The 16,996-nt window shown below is 63.6% G+C and carries 14 protein-coding genes; 2 read left to right on the top strand and 12 right to left on the bottom strand.

Annotated features, from left to right (window positions below):
- Nucleotides 1-9: 9 nt before the first annotated feature.
- From GC1_RS21825 to gltX, 3 genes are all read right to left on the bottom strand, one after another.
- Entirely contained in the window at nucleotides 10-876 is an 867-nt protein-coding gene (locus tag GC1_RS21825) for a calcium-binding protein (protein WP_019297772.1), read from the bottom strand.
- Between the two features lie 294 nt (nucleotides 877-1,170).
- The gene (locus GC1_RS02420; protein WP_019297773.1) at nucleotides 1,171-2,466 is read right to left on the bottom strand and encodes a citrate synthase; all 1,296 of its coding nucleotides are present in this window, start codon (nucleotides 2,464-2,466) and stop codon (nucleotides 1,171-1,173) included.
- A 127-nt stretch (nucleotides 2,467-2,593) separates the two neighbouring features.
- Nucleotides 2,594-3,994 carry a glutamate--tRNA ligase gene (gene gltX / locus GC1_RS02415; RefSeq protein ID WP_019297774.1) on the bottom strand — a complete coding sequence of 467 codons (1,401 nt, stop codon included), beginning with the start codon at nucleotides 3,992-3,994 and terminating at the stop codon, nucleotides 2,594-2,596.
- Nucleotides 3,995-4,073: 79 nt separating this feature from the next.
- On the opposite strand from gltX, the gene GC1_RS02410 reads away from it, so the two are divergent.
- Nucleotides 4,074-6,137, top strand: a complete 2,064-nt coding sequence (locus GC1_RS02410; RefSeq protein WP_019297775.1) for a ComEC/Rec2 family competence protein — start codon at nucleotides 4,074-4,076, stop codon at nucleotides 6,135-6,137.
- On the opposite strand, the gene lexA is transcribed toward GC1_RS02410, so the two are convergent.
- The 7 genes from lexA to GC1_RS02375 all read right to left on the bottom strand — a co-directional run bounded on the left by lexA (nucleotide 6,131) and on the right by GC1_RS02375 (nucleotide 11,726).
- The gene (gene lexA, locus GC1_RS02405; protein WP_019297776.1) at nucleotides 6,131-6,838 is read right to left on the bottom strand and encodes a transcriptional repressor LexA; all 708 of its coding nucleotides are present in this window, start codon (nucleotides 6,836-6,838) and stop codon (nucleotides 6,131-6,133) included. The genes GC1_RS02410 and lexA overlap by 7 nt on opposite strands.
- Before the next feature lie 144 nt (nucleotides 6,839-6,982).
- Complete coding sequence (locus tag GC1_RS02400; RefSeq protein WP_019297777.1) at nucleotides 6,983-8,155, bottom strand: molybdopterin molybdotransferase MoeA; 1,173 nt, start codon at nucleotides 8,153-8,155, stop codon at nucleotides 6,983-6,985.
- On the bottom strand, nucleotides 8,156-8,626 hold the full coding sequence (gene moaC / locus GC1_RS02395; protein ID WP_019297778.1) for a cyclic pyranopterin monophosphate synthase MoaC: 471 nt from the start codon (nucleotides 8,624-8,626) through the stop codon (nucleotides 8,156-8,158).
- 10 nt (nucleotides 8,627-8,636) lie between these two features.
- Nucleotides 8,637-9,449, bottom strand: a complete 813-nt coding sequence (gene trpC, locus GC1_RS02390; RefSeq protein WP_019297779.1) for an indole-3-glycerol phosphate synthase TrpC — start codon at nucleotides 9,447-9,449, stop codon at nucleotides 8,637-8,639.
- A gap of 11 nt (nucleotides 9,450-9,460) precedes the next feature.
- Nucleotides 9,461-10,132: a uracil-DNA glycosylase gene (locus GC1_RS02385; RefSeq protein WP_019297780.1), complete on the bottom strand. Its 672-nt coding sequence runs from the start codon at nucleotides 10,130-10,132 to the stop codon at nucleotides 9,461-9,463.
- On the bottom strand, nucleotides 10,129-11,148 hold the full coding sequence (gene trpD, locus GC1_RS02380; RefSeq protein ID WP_019297781.1) for an anthranilate phosphoribosyltransferase: 1,020 nt from the start codon (nucleotides 11,146-11,148) through the stop codon (nucleotides 10,129-10,131). Before trpD ends, GC1_RS02385 begins: the two co-directional genes overlap by 4 nt.
- Nucleotides 11,145-11,726: an anthranilate synthase component II gene (locus GC1_RS02375; RefSeq protein WP_019297782.1), complete on the bottom strand. Its 582-nt coding sequence runs from the start codon at nucleotides 11,724-11,726 to the stop codon at nucleotides 11,145-11,147. The genes trpD and GC1_RS02375 overlap by 4 nt, the downstream gene beginning before the upstream one ends.
- A gap of 188 nt (nucleotides 11,727-11,914) precedes the next feature.
- Here GC1_RS02375 and GC1_RS02370 point away from each other — a divergent pair, with 188 nt between their 5' ends.
- Nucleotides 11,915-13,483, top strand: coding sequence for a divergent polysaccharide deacteylase family protein (locus tag GC1_RS02370; protein ID WP_019297783.1), 1,569 nt, complete (start codon nucleotides 11,915-11,917; stop codon nucleotides 13,481-13,483).
- Nucleotides 13,484-13,580: 97 nt separating this feature from the next.
- Here the strand turns inward: GC1_RS02370 and trpE are convergent, their stop codons facing one another.
- Nucleotides 13,581-15,092 (bottom strand): anthranilate synthase component I, encoded by a 1,512-nt coding sequence (gene trpE / locus GC1_RS02365; RefSeq protein WP_019297784.1) that lies wholly within the window; start codon nucleotides 15,090-15,092, stop codon nucleotides 13,581-13,583.
- A 16-nt stretch (nucleotides 15,093-15,108) separates the two neighbouring features.
- Nucleotides 15,109-16,950: a peptidylprolyl isomerase gene (locus tag GC1_RS02360; RefSeq protein ID WP_019297785.1), complete on the bottom strand. Its 1,842-nt coding sequence runs from the start codon at nucleotides 16,948-16,950 to the stop codon at nucleotides 15,109-15,111.
- Between the last annotated feature and the right edge of the window lie 46 nt (nucleotides 16,951-16,996).

Below are 16,996 nucleotides of genomic sequence, written 5' to 3'. Positions count from 1 at the left end.
CACATTTTTTCAGACCAGTGTTGATCCGCTGCCCCCCCGGTCGACGATGGAGACGTCGCCTAGGGAAAATTCTTCTCCGACACCAGGCAGGCGGGCAACCAGAACATTGTCAGCAAACAGAAGAGCTGTTCCCTCTCCATCGAAAAGATGGTTCACCGAAAGCTCAGGCGTCGGACCTTCTCCATCATGCGAGTACACAAGGACATCTTCGCCTGGGTCAAAATCGGTGACCGTCACCGGGTCATGATTTGAAACAACCCAATCGCCGACACCCAGAGTGTCGCTGCCGCTGCCAAGCGTCACTGTGTCTCCGTCGCCGGCAATGACCGTGTCGTCGCCAGCACCGCCGAAGACCTCGTCAGCCTGTGCATCCGTGTCGGTATCCGGCGTGTAATACTGATTCAATTCGGTGAAATCGGTGATGCTGCCATCGCTGACACCGCGGGCAAAGTTGACAATGCCTTCGCCATCAACCGCTGTCGTCGCGAAGATCAGGTCATTGCCGCCGTCACCGTAGATCGTATCAGAACCCGCATTGTCGACAAGCGTGTCGTCTTCCGACCCGCCTCGCAAGAAGTCGTCCCCTTCGCCGCCGACAATGACGTCCTCGCCGTCGCCACCAAAAATACGGTCGTCGCCGCCACGCCCTTCCGCAACGTCGTTGCCGCCGCGCAGGAAAATTGTTTCATCCTGATCGCTCGCTGTGAAATCGTCGTCACCGTCCGAGGTTGTGATGCTGCTGCCATCTTCCGTGAGGGACTCCGGCATGGGTTCGGAAGAGATGCTTTCTTCCTGCGCCTCATTATCATCATCATCCAGCGCAATCGCCACACCGCCGATGGTGAGGCCGATGCCGAGCAAGATCAAAAATTCCATGTCATCAATCCCGTAGTCAGCTGGCAGACGGCGTTCTGCAGTACCTCGCGCGGGGAGGCGGTCTGCCAAATTGAGTAAACTCCTCAGTTCAGTATGAGGTTGTGTGAGTTTAGTCAAATACTCTTAAATATTGAATTTTCAGAAGAAACAGTCCCGCGGGAAACCGGTTATTGTCCCGGATCGCCACCCTTCCCGCGGTCTGTCCCGCAGCGTTCGGGACGGCCGTGTGCGGAGTGAGCACAAAAGAAAACGCCCCGCAGTCAGCGGGGCGTTTGAAATGTTTTGAACCGGCGCTCAGCGCTGTTCGATGTCGACGTAGTCGCGCAGGGTTTCGCCCAGATACAGCTGGCGCGGGCGGCCGATCTTGTTCTGCGGATCGGCGATCATTTCCTTCCACTGCGAGATCCAGCCGACGGTGCGCGACAGCGCGAAGATCGGAGTGAACATCGAAGTCGGGAAGCCCATCGCCTCCAGGATGATGCCGGAGTAGAAGTCGACGTTCGGGAACAGCTTCTTTTCGATGAAGTAGGGGTCGTTGAGCGCGGTCTGCTCCAGCTCCTTGGCGACCTGCAGGAGCGGGTTGTCATCGACGCCCAGGAGCTCCAGCACTTCATCGGCGGACTGTTTCAGCACGGTCGCGCGCGGGTCGGTGTTCTTGTAGACGCGGTGGCCAAAGCCCATCAGGCGGAACGGGTCGTTCTTGTCCTTGGCGCGGGCGATGTATTCCGGAATGCGGTCGACGGTGCCGATTTCCTTGAGCATCTCCAGGCAGGCCTGGTTGGCGCCGCCGTGGGCCGGGCCCCAGAGGCAGGCGATGCCGGCTGCGATGCAGGCGAACGGGTTCGCCCCGGAGGAAGACGCCAGGCGCACGGTGGAGGTGGAGGCGTTCTGCTCGTGATCTGCGTGCAGGGTCAGAATACGGTCCATCGCCCGGCTGAGGATCGGGTTCACATGGTATTCCTCGGCCGGAACAGAGAAGCACATGTGCAGGAAGTTGGCCGCGTAATCCAGATCGTTGCGCGGATACACAAACGGCTGGCCGATCGAATACTTGTAGGCCATTGCGGCGATGGTCGGCAGCTTGGCGATCAGGCGCACGGCGGCAACTTCGCGCTGCCAGGGGTCGGTCACGTCCAGCGAGTCGTGATAGAAGGCCGACATTGCGCCGACAACACCCACCAGGGTCGCCATCGGGTGCGCATCGCGGCGGAAGCCGCGGAAGAAGTTGTGCATCTGCTCATGCACCATGGTGTGACGGGTCACACGGGTCTCGAAATCCTCGAGCTGGGCTGCGGTCGGCAGTTCACCGTAGAGCAGCAGGTAGCAGACCTCGAGGTAATGCGATTTGGACGCCAGCTGGTCGATCGGGTAGCCGCGGTGCAGCAGCTCGCCTTTGTCGCCATCAATATAGGTGATGGTGCTGTCGCAGCTGGCGGTGGAAGTGAAGCCCGGGTCGTAGGTGAACACACCTGCCTGCGCGTAGAGCTTGCGGATGTCGACAACATCGGGCCCGGCCGTCGGCGAGAAAATGGGCAGCTCAAAGCTTTCGCCATCCAGCGTGAGCGTGGCTGATTTCTGTGTGTCGGTCATAAATGTCCCTTCCTGTTGCAGGCACGAATACCGCCCGGTCCGGGTGCATTCATGCGGGCAGCGCCTGCGCGGTTTCGCGCAGGGGTTGTCGTATCAAAACAGGCTTTCCCGGGCGTTAAGACCGCAGTCAGCCTGTTGCGTCCTTGAGCCGGGCGAGGGTTTCCTCGCGGCCTAGAATCAGCATCATGTCGAACACCGAAGGCGTTACCGCCCGGCCGGCCAGCACTGCCCGCAAGGGGCCTGCCAGTTTGCCGAACTTGGTATCATGGGCTTCTGCAAATCCGTTCAGAAGCGCCTCCAGATCGTCACGGACCCAGCTAGCATTTTGCAGCTGCGGCGTCAATTCTTCCAGTATACCATCGGATACAGAAGTCAGAGCCTTTTCTGCCTTCGCGTCCCGGTCAAGAGGCCGTGAGGCAAGGATAAAATGCGCTTTTTCAAGCAGTTCAGGGAAGGTGCGCGCGCGGTCCTTGAGGCAATACATCGCACGCTCCAGACCTAGTGACTGCGCGTCAGTCAGGGCGGGTTCCCCGGCAGCCGCCAAATAGGCGCAGATTTCCTGCCGCAGTGCGGCATCTTCGCCGATGGCAATGTGCTGGCCGCAGAGATTCTCCAGCTTCTTGGTGTCGAACCGGGCCGGGCTTTTGCCGATGCCGCCGAGATTAAACCACTCTTTGGCCTGCGCGTCCGTAAAAAACTCGTCATCGCCGTGTGACCAGCCGAGACGCGCCAAGTAGTTGCGCATGCCGGCAGCCGGATAGCCCATCGCCTGGTATTCCTGTGCGCCAAGCGCGCCGTGGCGCTTGGAGAGCTTCTTGCCATCGGCGCCGTGGATCAGCGGGATATGCGCCCAGACCGGCACGTCCCACCCCATCGCCTGATAGATCATCATCTGGCGGGCGGCGTTGTTCAGGTGATCGTCGCCGCGGATCACATGGGTCACGCCCATGTCGTGGTCGTCGACCACCACCGCCAGCATATAGACCGGGGTGCCGTCGGAGCGCAGCAGAATCATGTCATCCAGCTGGTCGTTGCGGATGGTAACGTCGCCCTGCACCTCATCCTGGATCACGGTGGCGCCGTCCTGCGGCGCCTTGATGCGGATCACATAAGGCGCGTCCGGGTGGCTGGACGCGTCCGCGTCGCGCCAGGGAGAGCGATAGAGCGTCGATTTGCCCTCAGCCTTGGCCTGATCGCGGAAGGCGGCGATTTCTTCCTGGGTGGCAAAGCACTTATACGCCTTGCCTTCGGCCAGCAGCTGTTTCGCCACTTCGGCGTGGCGGTCCGCGCGTTCAAACTGGCTGATCACCTCGCCGTCATGGTCCAATCCCAGCCATTCCATGCCCTGCAGGATGGCCGCGGTGGCCTCCGGCGTGGAGCGTTCGCGGTCGGTATCCTCGATCCGCAGCAGGAACTTGCCGCCACGGCCGCGGGCATAGAGCCAGTTGAACAGCGCGGTGCGGGCGCCGCCGATGTGCAGATAGCCGGTGGGAGAGGGCGCGAAGCGGGTGACAACCGGTTGGGTCATGTGCAGGATTTACCTTTTGGAAACCATGTGAGGCGTAGAGTTTCCGCCTGTCTACCGGGCCAGAAGGCGGGGGGCAAGCATGGGGCTTGGAACTGCAGTCAGCGACGCTCTGCAAGGTCAGCGCGGCAACCTGTTTCCCTGGGTGCCGGTGTTTCTGGGTGCCGGGATCGGAGCCTATTTCAGCCTGAAAACCGAACCGGGCACCGCGGCAATAACCGCGTTGGGCTGTGCGTCGCTGCTGCTGGGGGCTTGCGCGCTGTTGCGGCGGCCTATGGCCTTTCTGTGCTGGGTTCCAGCGCTTCTGGCGGCGGGGATTTGCCTGGCGTTTGCACGCACCCATCTGGTGGCCGCTCCGGTACTGGACTTCCGCTATTACGGACCGGTTGAGGGTCGGGTGGTGACTGTCGACCGCTCTCCCACGGACGCGCTGCGGCTGACGCTGGATCAGGTGCGCCTGGACCGGGCTGCGCCGGAGGATACGCCCGCGCAGGTCAGGGTTTCACTGAAGGGGCAAGCGGACATACCGCCGCCAGGCGCGCGGGTGATGACCACCGCGCATCTCTTGCCGCCGCAGGGGCCGGCGGAACCGGGCGGTTTCGACTTCCGCCGCCATGCCTGGTTCAAACAGCTGGGCGGGCTGGGATATACCCGCGTGCCGGTGCTGCTGGCCGAAGCCCCCGGTGAAGACAAACCAGTTGAGCAGCTGCGCAGATCGCTGGCGCAGTATTTGCAAAAACAGCTGCCGGGCGAGGCCGGCGGGTTTGCCGCGGCTGTGACAGCCGGCGACCGCAGCGGCGTGGGTGAGGAAACACTGACCGCGCTGCGGCAGAGCAACTTGGCGCATCTGCTGGCAATTTCAGGCCTGCATATGGGGCTGCTGACGGGCTTTGTCTTTGCAGCGCTTAGAACTCTGATGTGCATGGTACCCTGGGTTGCGTTGCGCTGGCCGGTCAAGAAACTGGCCGCAGTTGCTGCGCTGGCCGCGGGGGCCGGGTATCTGCTGCTGTCGGGCGGCAATGTCGCGACAGAGCGCGCCTTTGTCATGGTGGCGGTGATGTTCGGCGCGGTGCTCTTGAACCGGCGGGCGATCACCCTGCGCGCGGTTGCGGTGGCGGCGGTGATCGTGCTGCTGAGGCGGCCGGAAAGCCTGCTGAGCCCTGGTTTCCAGATGAGCTTTGCCGCCACCGCAGCGCTGGTGGCCGTATTTGCCGCGCTGCGGGACGGGCAGGTGCCGCTGGGGCCGCGCTGGCTGCGGCCTGTCTTGGCGCTGGTTGTCTCCTCCGCGGTGGCCGGGGCGGCAACGGCCCCCTTTGCGGCGGCGCATTTCAACACCATTCCGCATTACGGCCTGCTGGCAAACCTTCTGTCGGTGCCGGTGATGGGCACGATTGTGATCCCCGCTGCGGTGCTGGCGCTGTGCCTGGCACCGCTGGGGCTGGAGTGGATCGGGCTGACAGTGATGCAATGGGGCTTGGACTGGATCCTGATGGTGGCCAGTACCGTATCCGGCTTTGACGGCGCAGTGTCGCATGTGGCGGCGCCAGTGCCCTGGGTGCTGCCGCTGCTGGCCGGAGGGTTCGTCTTTGCGGTGGCCTGGCAGGGGCGGTTGCGGCTGGCAGGTCTGCTGCCAGCCGCAGCAGCTTTTGCTCTCTGGACCTCATCCGGGCGTCCCGACATCCTGATTGCCGACTCCGGCGGGCTGATCGGGGTGATGGAAGCAGATGGCCGTGCGCTGTCGCGCGCCAAGGGGCAGGGGTTCACAGCGGAAATCTGGCTGGAGAATGACGGCGATCCGGCAACCCAGCCTGTTGCCGCTGCCCGCTGGGAGGAAGGGCTGGACCGGATTCCGGTCTGGCAGGGCGCGGGCTACCGTCTGCTGCACGCGCCGGGAAAGCGTAAGCTGGCGGCTGTAAGCGGCTGCAACGAAAGGGACATAATCATTTCCACTGTGCCGGACGACGGCAATTGCCTGCTGCTGACACCGGAGGTGATGCGGCAGACCGGCAGTATTGCCATGACACGCGAAGGTGAGATCCTGACAGCGCGGGAGGCTGCAGGCGAGCGGCCCTGGACCGGCTGGCAGCCGGAGGGGCGGGAAATCCGCCGCCTTCGGCAGCTGCTGAGTGGAGCTGGAGGTCAGTAGGTGCGGATCAGGCCGACCAGGCGGCCCTGGACCTGAACCATGTCTTCGGGATAGCGGCGGGTTTCATAGGCCGGGTTGGCAGCTTCCAGCGCGATCATCGACCCCTCGCGGTAGTAGCGTTTCAGCGTTGCCTCCTGGCCTTCGACCAGCGCCACCACGATGTCGCCGTTGTCGGCGGCAGCGCTTTCGCGGATCACCACGATGTCGCCATCGTTGATACCGGCCTCAATCATGGAATCGCCCTTCACTTCCAGCGCGTAGTGCTGGCCGCCTGTGGCAATCATGCCCCCTGGCACTGCGACCTGATGCGAGACCTGGCTGATCGCCTCAATCGGCACGCCGGCAGCGATGCGCCCCATCACCGGAAGTTCAACCGCCGCCTGACGCAGCGGGTCCGCCGAAGCGCGGGCAGGAGCGGTGGTTTTGGCCTGACCGCCGTCAATCACCTTGGGGGCAAATCCCTGCGGTTCGCCAGTGCCGCCAAGGCTTTCTGGCAGGCGGATAATTTCAATGGCACGCGCACGGTGAGGCAGGCGGCGGATGAAGCCGCGTTCCTCCAGCGCCGTGATCAGCCGGTGGATGCCCGATTTCGACCTGAGATCCAGTTCCGTCTTCATTTCGTCAAAACTGGGGGGCACGCCATCGCGCTGCAGGCGTTTGTGAATGAATTCCAGCAGTTGAAGTTGCTTCTTTGTGAGCATCGCCGCTCCCTCCGTGCCTCAGGTTTTCTTTTGTTCTACGCATGTTCACGTTTTGTGTCAACATGGCTGTATCTGAAGAATGGCAGCGGCAGGCCCGGAGGCTGCCGCCACCGGTTTGAGTATTAGTGCAAAGAAGAAGCGGGGTCAGACGGGCAGGTATTGCACCGCTTCGCCTACCGCACGGGCGCTGTCATCTGGTGCACGCACCAGGAGGGCGTTGGCCTCTGCTAGCACGGTGAGGAGCGAGCTGTCCTGGTTTTCAAAGGCTGTCAGCTGGCCGTTTTCGACCTGCGCCCGCATGTAATGCTCCCGCGGGCCGTTTTCCGGCAGGGCAGCCGCCAGGGTGGCCGTGCGCAGCTGCGCGGCCTCCGCCGGCAGTCCCAGCATGGTACGGATCACCGGCGCCAGGAACACGTGGCCGCAGACCATGGCGGAAACCGGGTTGCCGGGCAGGCCGACCATTGCAGCACTGCCCATGCGGCCGGCCATCAGCGGTTTGCCGGGGCGCATGGCAACCTTGTAGAAGCTGCGCTCCATCCCGAGGTCCTGCGCCACCTTTCCTACCAGATCGTGATCGCCGACCGAGGCGCCGCCGATGGTGACAACCAGGTCGGCGCCCTCTGCCAGTTCAAACGCGGTGCGCAGGGAGCTTTCGGTGTCGCGGGCGATGGGAAGGATGCGGGCGCGGGCGCCCAGTTCCTCGAGCATCGCCTTGAGGCCAAAGGTGTTGGAGGCGATGATCTGGTCCGGTCCTGGCGTGCCGCCGGGCATCACCAGCTCGTCGCCGGTGGAGATCAGCGCGACCTCCGGGCGGCGGGTGACGGGGACCGAGGGAATGTTCATCGCGGCCAGCAGGGCAATGTCTGCAGGCGTCAGCAGCCGCGGCGCGCTGACGGTCTGGCCATCGGTGAAATCGCCGCCGCGGGGGCGGATATTGTGGTTGCTGCCGGGCGCATCGGTGATGGTGATGAGGTCGCCGCTGCGGGTCACATCCTCTTGAATGACAACGAAACTTGCGCCCTCCGGCACCGGGGCGCCGGTGAAGATCCGCACCGCCTGGCCTGCGCCCACACGGCCAGCGAAAGCGTGGCCGGCTGCGGCCTCGCCGATCACCTTGAACATGGCGTGCAGCTCAACTTCGGCGGCGTTCACCGCGTAGCCATCCATGGCGGAGGCGGAGAACGGCGGCTGGTCGCGGCGGGCCTGGAGATCGCGGGCAAGCACCCGGCCTGCGGCCTCCGCAAGCGGAACTTCCTCGGTTTCAAGCTGGCTGACAAGCGCCAGAAGATGCGCGCGGGCTTCGCTGACAGGGATCATTTACGCCTCGTACCGGCCTGATTTTCCGCCATCTTTCAGAGTCACGCGGATTCCACCGATCTGCATTGCCTTATCCACGGCCTTGGCCATGTCATAGACCGTGAGCGCGGCAGTGGAGACGGCGGTGAGCGCTTCCATCTCGACCCCGGTCTGGCCGGTGGTTTTGACAGTGGCCTCGACCCGCACGCCGGGCAGGTCCGGGTCCAGCGTCAGTTCCACCGCGACCTTGGTCACCGGCAGCGGGTGGCAGAGCGGGATCAGATCCGGTGTCTTCTTGGCCCCCATGATACCGGCCAGGCGCGCCACCGACAGCACGTCACCCTTTTTGGCGCGGCCTTCGGCAATGATATCAAAGGTTTCCTGCGCCATGGTGATGTGGCCCTCGGCGGTGGCGATGCGCGAGGTCACTGCCTTGTCTGAAACATCAACCATATGGGCGTCGCCCTTGGTGTCGAAATGGGTGAGGCTCATGAGGCTCTCCTTACATCATGCCCGGCATCAGCGGGTTGGCGAGCAGCGCGCGGGTGGCGCCGGCCACATCATCCTGCCGCATCAGGCTCTCGCCGATCAGGAAGGTGCGGGCGCCGTAGCGGGCCATATCGCTGAGGTCCGCAGGGGTGAACAACCCGCTTTCGCAGACGATGGTGCGATCGGCAGGCACCATGCGGGACAGCGTGCGGGTGGTGTCCAGCGTGGTCTCAAAGGTCTTGAGGTTGCGGTTGTTGATGCCCATCAGCGGTGATTTCAGGTTGCAGGCGCGTTCCAGTTCTTCCGCGTCATGCACTTCCAGCAGCACATCCATGCCCCATTCAAAGGCACTTTCCTCCAACTCCTGCGCCTGGGCGTCGGAGACGGAGGCGAGGATGATCAGAATGCAGTCAGCCCCCAGCGCGCGGGCTTCGGCGACCTGGTAGGTGTCATACATGAAATCCTTGCGCAATGCGGGCAGGGAGCAGGCGGTGCGGGCCTGGGTAAGGAACTCCTTGGCGCCCTGGAAACTGGGAGTGTCCGTCAGCACCGACAGGCAGGTGGCGCCGCCGTCTTCATAAGCCTTGGCGAGTTCCGCAGGTTCAAAATCGGGGCGGATCAGGCCCTTGGAAGGACTCGCCTTCTTGATCTCGGCAATCAGGCCGTAGCCGGAGCGGTTAGCTTGCATCAGGCTTTTGGCGAAACCGCGTACCGGGGAGGCATTCTTCGCCTCGGCCTCGACCGCCTCAAGCGGTTTGGCGGCCTTGTCCGCGGCCACTTCCTCGAGCTTGTAGGCCTTGATCTTGTCGAGCACGTTTTCGGTCATTCCAGTTCCACTCATGCCTGGGCCTCCGTTCCTGCGTTCCAGTCTATGGCATCCTCGCCGCGGGCGGTAAGCCAATTGTTCACTTTTGAAAAGGGTCGGGACCCGAAGAAACCGCGCTGCGCCGACAGGGGCGAGGGATGGGCGGTTTTCAGGATCAGGTGATCGCCCGGTTTGATATGTTTTTCAAGCTTTTGTGCAGTATTTCCCCAGAGAATGTATGCGGTGGGGCGCACCGATGTCAGCTCCATCACCTGATGCACCAGGTGATGCCAGCCAAGGTGCTTGTGGCCGTTCGCTTCGCCTGCCGGGACTGACAGGGCAGTGTTCAGAAGAAGAACGCCCTGGCGCGCCCAGCCGCGCAGATCCGCGTTGGGTCGGGCGACGCCAAGATCGTCTGCCAGCTCCTTGTAAATATTGGACAAGGACCGGGGAAGGGGGCGCACATGCGGTTCTGCCGAGAAGGCCAGTCCGTGGGCGTGGCCGGGTGTGGGATAGGGATCCTGGCCCAGGATCACCACGCGGGTGTCCTGCGGCTGGGTCAGTTTCAGCGCCGCAAACCGCTGGTGCGCGGGCGGCAGAATGTCCCGGGCGTCCGCTGCGATCGCGGCGGCAATGCCCGGCCATTGATCCTGAAAGAACGGCAGGCTGGACCAGGCGCCCAGCCCTGCGGGCAGACCGGTCATGCGGCTGAGGTGATCCGGGCCAGCGCCTCGACCTTGGCCTTGGCGGCGCCGCTGTCGATCGACTCGGCGGCCAGCGCAGCGCCTTCTTTGAGGTCTGCGGCCTTGCCTGCGACGACCAGTGCGGCGGCGGCGTTCAGCAGCACAGCGTCGCGGTAGGCCGAGGGCGTGCCCTGGAGGAGCACACGGAAGGCCATGGCGTTTTCTTCCGGCGTGCCGCCGATGATCTTGTCAAAGGAATGCACCGGCAGGCCCGCGTCCTCCGGGTGCAGCTCCACGTCGCGGATGCTGCCGTCCTCCTCCAGCGCGGAGACCCAGCTGACGCCGGTGATGGTCAGCTCATCCGTGCCATCGGAGCCGTGGACCAGCCAAGCGCGATCTGAGCCAAGCGCCTTGAGGGTTTCCGCCATCGGGCGGATCATCTCGCGGCTGAAAGCCCCGGTCAGCTGGCGTTTGACGCCGGCCGGATTGGTGAGGGGGCCGAGGATGTTGAAGATGGTTCGGGTGCCGAGCTCTGCCCGGGTCGGCATCACATGCGCCACCGCCGGGTGGTGCATCGGCGCCATCATGAAACCGATCCCGGCCTCATTAATTGCCTTTTCAACCACTTCCGGGCCGACCATCACGTTGATTCCCATTTGAGACTGCATGTCGGCAGTGCCGGATTTCGAGCTGAGGTTGCGGTTGCCATGCTTGGCAACCACAACACCGGCGCCCGCTGCGACAAAGGCAGTTGCGGTGGAGATGTTTAGGGTATTCTTGCCGTCGCCGCCGGTGCCGACGATGTCCATGGCGCCTGCAGGCGCCTTAACCGGATTGCATTTGGCGCGCATCACGGCGGCGGCAGCGGCGTATTCATCAACGCTTTCGCCGCGGGTGCGCATCGCCATCAGCAGGCCGCCGATCTGGCTGGGCGTGGCTTCGCCCTCAAACAGCAGGGTGAAGGCTTTCTCGGCTTCTTCGCGGCTCAGGGAACGCTCGGCGGCTGCACCGATCAGCGGCTTCAGCTGGTCGCTCATGCCGGCACCTGCATCACGTCGAGGAAGTTTTTCAGCAGCGCATGGCCGTGTTCAGAGGCGATGGATTCCGGGTGGAACTGGACGCCGTGGATCGGCAGCTCCTTGTGCTGCAGGCCCATGATGGTGCCGTCTTCCAGCTCAGCCGTGATTTCCAGGCAATCGGGCAGGCTTTCGCGCTCCACCACCAGGGAGTGGTAGCGGGTTGCCTCAAAAGGTGTCGGTAAACCCCTGAAAACGCCGGTATCCTTGTGGTGCATCATGCCCATCTTGCCGTGCACGATCTCGTGGCAGCGGACCACCTTGCCGCCAAAGGCCTGGCCGATGGTCTGGTGGCCAAGGCAGACACCCATCAGGGGCGTCTTGGTCTCCGCCGCGGCTTCTGTCAGGGCGAGGCAAATGCCGGCCTGATCCGGGTCGCACGGGCCGGGCGACAGCAGAATGCCTGCGGGCTTCATCGCCATCGCTTCCTGCACGTTGATGGCGTCGTTGCGGTGCACTTCCATTTCGGCGCCAAGCTCGCCGAGGTAATGGACGAGGTTGTAGGTGAAGGAATCGTAGTTATCGATCAGCAGCAGCATCTTGCGGGCTCTTTTAAGGGTGGCGGGCGGGGTGCGCGCCGCAGTATAGTGGTTGCAACATACTTGTTCAGGGATACGGGGCAGCGTCAAGGGCAGGAAAGGCGAATGCAGGGGCGAACCGGCACAAGGATCGCGCAGGCAGGCTGATACGGCGCAGCACCTCAGAAAGATTGAGAGGCAAAACAGGCATGCGTGGATTTCTGGGCGGCGTGAGTGTCGGGGCATTACTGGCGGCTGGCGGGCTGGCGATGCTGTCATTGTCAGTGCCTTTGCCGCAGATGGCGGCCAAGCCGGAACAAGCGCCAGAGCCCGCCGAAGAGACCGCAGGCGGCACATCTGAACCAGCGGAAAATACGGGTTCAACGGAACTTGAAGCGGTTTCGCATGACCCCGGCGATGCGCCGCAGATGCCCAATGGCGGAAGCGGCGAAGCAGACGTCCCCGGCAATGGCCAAGGACGGGACGCAGACCTGGCTGAAGTTCAGCCAGAAGTGCCCATCAGCGGGACTGCACAGGATGATCTGAGCGCCCTTGCGGGTGCTGATACCGCGCCGGCGCAGAAACCAGCAGTTGGGCTGTCCACCTCCGCAGAAGGCTCGGAAAGCCTAGCATTGGCCGAAGCACCGGTCACGGCGGAAACTGCGTCTGTACCCCAGCCGCAGGCTGTGCTGCCTGCGGTGCCTGAAGCACCGCGCAGCGAAAGCGCGGTTGTGGCCGCGACGGAGCCTGCGCCGGAACCGGAAGGCAACGGTGAAACGGTGGTAACTGCGACGATTGGGGCCCAGGAACCTGAAACGGCGCCCAAGACAGTTGGAGCACCGGATACCCGTACCGTTCAGACCCCGGATATCGGTTCCGCTCCGCAGGCGACCACATTGCCGGTTATCAGCGCAGCCCCTGCTGTGCCAGACGCATCAGAGAACGGCAGCGGTGCGGCTGAACCCGGCGCAAATGAGCCGGAAGCTGCCGCAGAAGCCGCAGAACCTGCTTCGCTGACACCGAGCATCGGAACACCGGTTGTGCCGCTTACTGAGCGGGACGAGCAGGAAGCAGTTTCTGCTGCAGGCGGACCAGACGCCACCCCCTTTTCGGCCAATTCCGAACCGTTCTTCAATCCCGAGGACCGGCCCCTGATGTCGATCGTGCTCATTGACGATGCGGGCGCTGTCGGATCGGAGGCGCTGGCGGAATTCCCCTATCCCCTGAGCTTTGCCATTGATCCCGAAGACCCGGAGGCCGCCGGGAAAATGGCGGCGCGCCGGGCTGCCGGGTTTGAAGTTCTGATGCTGGCCGACCTGCCGCGCGAAGCCTCGCCGCAGGACGCGGAAACGGCATTTGAGGTCTGGAGGAGCAAGCTGCCCGAGGCCATGGCGATCCTGGAAGGGGTGGAGACCGGCGTGCAGGGCAACCGGGCGCTGGCGGATCAGGTGGCCGCATATGCCGCCGCTGCCGGCTATGGGCTGCTGACCCAGGACAGCGGTCTCAATACCGTGCAGAAACTGGCACTGCGCGATGGCGTGCCGGCCGGGGTGGTGTTCCGCGACTTTGACGGTGCGGGTCAGGATCCGCGGGCAATCCGGCGGTTCCTGGATCAGGCGGCGTTCCGGGCCGGGCAGGAAGGTGCAGTCATCATGCTGGGCCGTCTGCGCCCGGATACGATCTCAGCTTTGCTGTTGTGGGGGCTGCAGGACCGGGCAGAGCGGGTTGCACTTGCGCCAGTCTCGGCCAGCCTTGAGTCGCTGCTGCCCGGCAAGTGAGTACTGCCAAATGAAAACGGCGCCCTGAAAGGGCGCCGCTGCCTCCGGCGGGGGTATTTTCAACCAGAAAGAAGCCGCAGCGCGGCAAGCCTGTGCATCAGCTATTGCCGCTGCCAGTAAAGCGTGCGGCATCGGCGGCTGCGCGGCGGATGGCGTTGGATTTATGGACGGTCTCCATATATTCCGCCTCCGGGTCGCTGTCGTACACAACGCCGCCGCCGGCCTGGATATAGAGGTTCTGATCCTTGACGATGGCGGTGCGCAGGGCGATGCACATGTCCATGTCGCCGCCAGCCGAGAAATAGCCGACGCCGCCGCCGTAGATGCCGCGCTTTTCCGGTTCCAGTTCGTCGATGATTTCCATCGCCCGCACCTTGGGCGCGCCGGAGACGGTGCCCGCGGGCATACCGGCAAAGAAAGCGTCGAGCGCGTCTTTGTCCTCAGCCAGCTCGCCCACGACGTTGGAGACGATGTGCATGACGTGGCTGTAGCGCTCGATGATGAACTTCTCGGTCGGGCGCACGGTGCCGATCTTGGCGACCCGGCCGGTGTCGTTGCGGCCCAGATCCAACAGCATCAGGTGTTCGGCCAGTTCCTTCTTGTCGGCCAGCAAATCCGCTTCCAGCGCCTTATCTTCTTCGGGTGTGGCGCCGCGCGGGCGGGTGCCGGCGATCGGGCGGATGGTGACCTCCTGCCCGAAAACACGGACGAGGATTTCCGGTGATGCCCCGACAACCTGGAAGCCGCCGAAGTTGAAGTAGAACATGAAGGGCGACGGATTGGTGCGGCGCAAAGAGCGGTAGAGCGCAAAAGGCGGCTGGCGGAATTCCTGGGTCCAGCGCTGTGCCGGAACGACCTGAAAGATGTCGCCCGCGCGGATATATTCCTTGGCCTTCTCCACCGCGGCCATGTAGCCGTCCTTGGTGAAGTTCGAGACCGGCGGGGAAACTTCGTGCGCGTCGCCGAGGTCGCGGCTTTCGGCGGGCATGGCGCGTTCCAGATCGCGCACCGCGTCCATCACCCGTTCGGCGGCCTGGGCGTAAGCCGCCTTGGCGGTCTGGCCGTCGCTGGACCAGACGGGGGATACCACGGTGACCTCACCCTTGACGCCGTCCAGAACCGCAATGACCGAGGGGCGCAGCATCAGCGCATCGGGCAGGCCGAGCGGGTCGGGGTTCACGTCCGGCAGATGTTCCACCAGGCGGATCATGTCATAGCCCAAGTAGCCGAACAGCCCGGCCGCGGCCTGGGGCAGATCATCGGGCAGGTCGATCTTGCTCTCGGCAATCAGGGCCCGCAGATTGTCCATCGGGTTGCCGTCCTGGGGCGTGAAGTCATCCGAATCAAACCGCGCCGAGCGGTTCAGGGCCGACTGCTCCCCGTGGCAGCGCCAGACCAGATCCGGTTTCATTCCGATGATTGAGTAGCGCCCGCGCACCTCGCCGCCGGTGACGGACTCCAGCATGAAGGCGTCCTTCTGGGCGCCGGTCAGTTTGAGCATCAGCGACACCGGCGTGTCGAGATCTGCAGCAAGGCGGGTGTAGACGACTTGGTTTTCGCCGGCCTCATAGGCTTTGGCGAACGTGTCGAAATCGGGGGTCAGGGCCATGGATCTGGTGCCTTGATTACTGGAAGTTCGCCTGCGCTGCGTTCAGCGCCTGCTGGTCTACACGGGGTTCGGCGCGGGTCTGGACGTCCTGCGTATAGGCCTGGAACAGCTCCTGCGCCAGCGCTTGGTCCAGCTGCGCCTGAAGTGCCTGGGTCAGCAGGGTCATGTCGTCGCTTGCCTCAGGCGGCAGGATGGCGTCGAGGCGGACAACAACGGCGGATTCTGCATCCTGCACCAGGCGGAAATCGCCGGTTTCCATTTCGAAGACGCCTGCGACCAGACCGGCCGGCACGGTGTCGATATAGGCTGTGCGGGTGAGGCCGGTTTCTGTTTTCACTTCGGTGTCCTCAGCAAAACCATCTGCTGCCTCCGCCTGCGCCAGCAACGCTTCGCCTTGTTCTTTCAGCGCCACAGCAAGCCGGTCCGCCTGCCAGGCGGCCAGGATCTTGTCCTTGGCATCACCAAAGGGTTCCGGGCGTTCCGGCAGGGTGTCATCCAGGCGGAGGGCAAACAGGCTGCCGTCCTCAAGGAAGCCAACCTCGGGGAAGTCGTCTGCAGTGACGGCAGCGGCGGCGGTGCGGAAGCCCTCATAGGCTGCAATGTCATCGCTGCTGTCCTCGGTCCAATTGATCTGGGCCAGCTCCAGGCCGCTGTCGGTTGCCAGCTCCTCCAGCGTGGCGCCGCCGGCCAGCATGTCGTCAATGTCCTCGGCCTGAGTTTCCACCAGGCGGCGGGCGCGGTCGGAGGCCAGTTCCTCCACCAATTCCGGTTTGGCGTCTTCGAAGGTGGTGATCTGCGCCTCAAGCCGGCCGTTAACACGGTAGAGCGCCGGGCCAAGGTCAGAGGGCAGGGGGCCTGCCACGGTGCCCACCTCAGCAGCAAAGACATCAGTGCCGGCCGCGCCAAGGTCGCCCATGGTGACGTCGCCCATGTCGATGTCCTGAAGTGTCAGGCCGCGGGTCTCGACCAGGCTTTCGAAGGTGGCACCGCCGGTTTCCAGCTGCGCCTTGGCGCTGGCGGCAGCTTCCTCATCGCCAAACACCAGACGTTCGACCAGACGGCGTTCGGGAACCTGATACTGATCAGAGCGGTCCTCGAACAGGCGCTGCAGCTGGGCTTCGTCCACTTCGATCTCATCCAGCAGCATGGAAGGGCGCAGGGCGGCGTAGGTGATGACCTTGGTTTCCGGCAGCATGAACTGGTCCTGATTGGCCTCGTAGAAAGCTTCCAGGTCCGCGTCCGATGGCACCTCAGCTGTCAGGGCGATTTCCGCGGCATTGATCTGCACATAGGAGAAGCTGCGGCGGGCGCCGATGTAGCTGGTCAGGGTTTCGGTCAGGGTATCGGGCATTTTTGCGCCGGACAGTACCGCACTTTGCACGATGGTGCGGGCGGCCTCGCGGCGCAGGTCTTCTTCGAATTCCTTTTCAGTGAGGCCGGCATTGCGCAGAGCAAAGCTGTAGGCCTCGCGGTCGAACTGTCCGTTCACACCCTGGAAGGCGTCGATGGCGGCAAGTTCCTCGATCAGGTTTTCATCACCCAGCGACAGGCCAAGGCTTTTAGCCTCGTGATCCAATGCCGCGAGGGAAATCAGGCGGCCCAGAACCACCCGGTCGAGGCCGAAAGCGGTCATCTGCGCCATGGACATGGCCTGACCGGTCTGCGCCTGCAGGGCACGCTGCTCGCGCTGCAGCTCACGCACATAGGTGCCAATGCTAACATCCTCGTCACCGACCTGAGCGACGGAGGAAGAGGAGCTGGAGAAATTCACGGCGCCAAAGCCGGCAAGGCCGACAATCAGCATCCCCATCAGGATCCAGACGAAGGTTTTGGATAGATGTTTCATGCCTGCGGCCATGATGCCCTCTTTATTGTTCTGCCGCGCAAGGGGGTGCCTTGCAGCG

The organism is Leisingera sp. ANG1, from assembly GCF_000203975.2.
Classification (GTDB): domain Bacteria; phylum Pseudomonadota; class Alphaproteobacteria; order Rhodobacterales; family Rhodobacteraceae; genus Leisingera.
The sequence above is the reverse complement of the archived record's forward strand: the minus strand, read 5'-3'. Positions and strand labels throughout refer to the sequence as shown.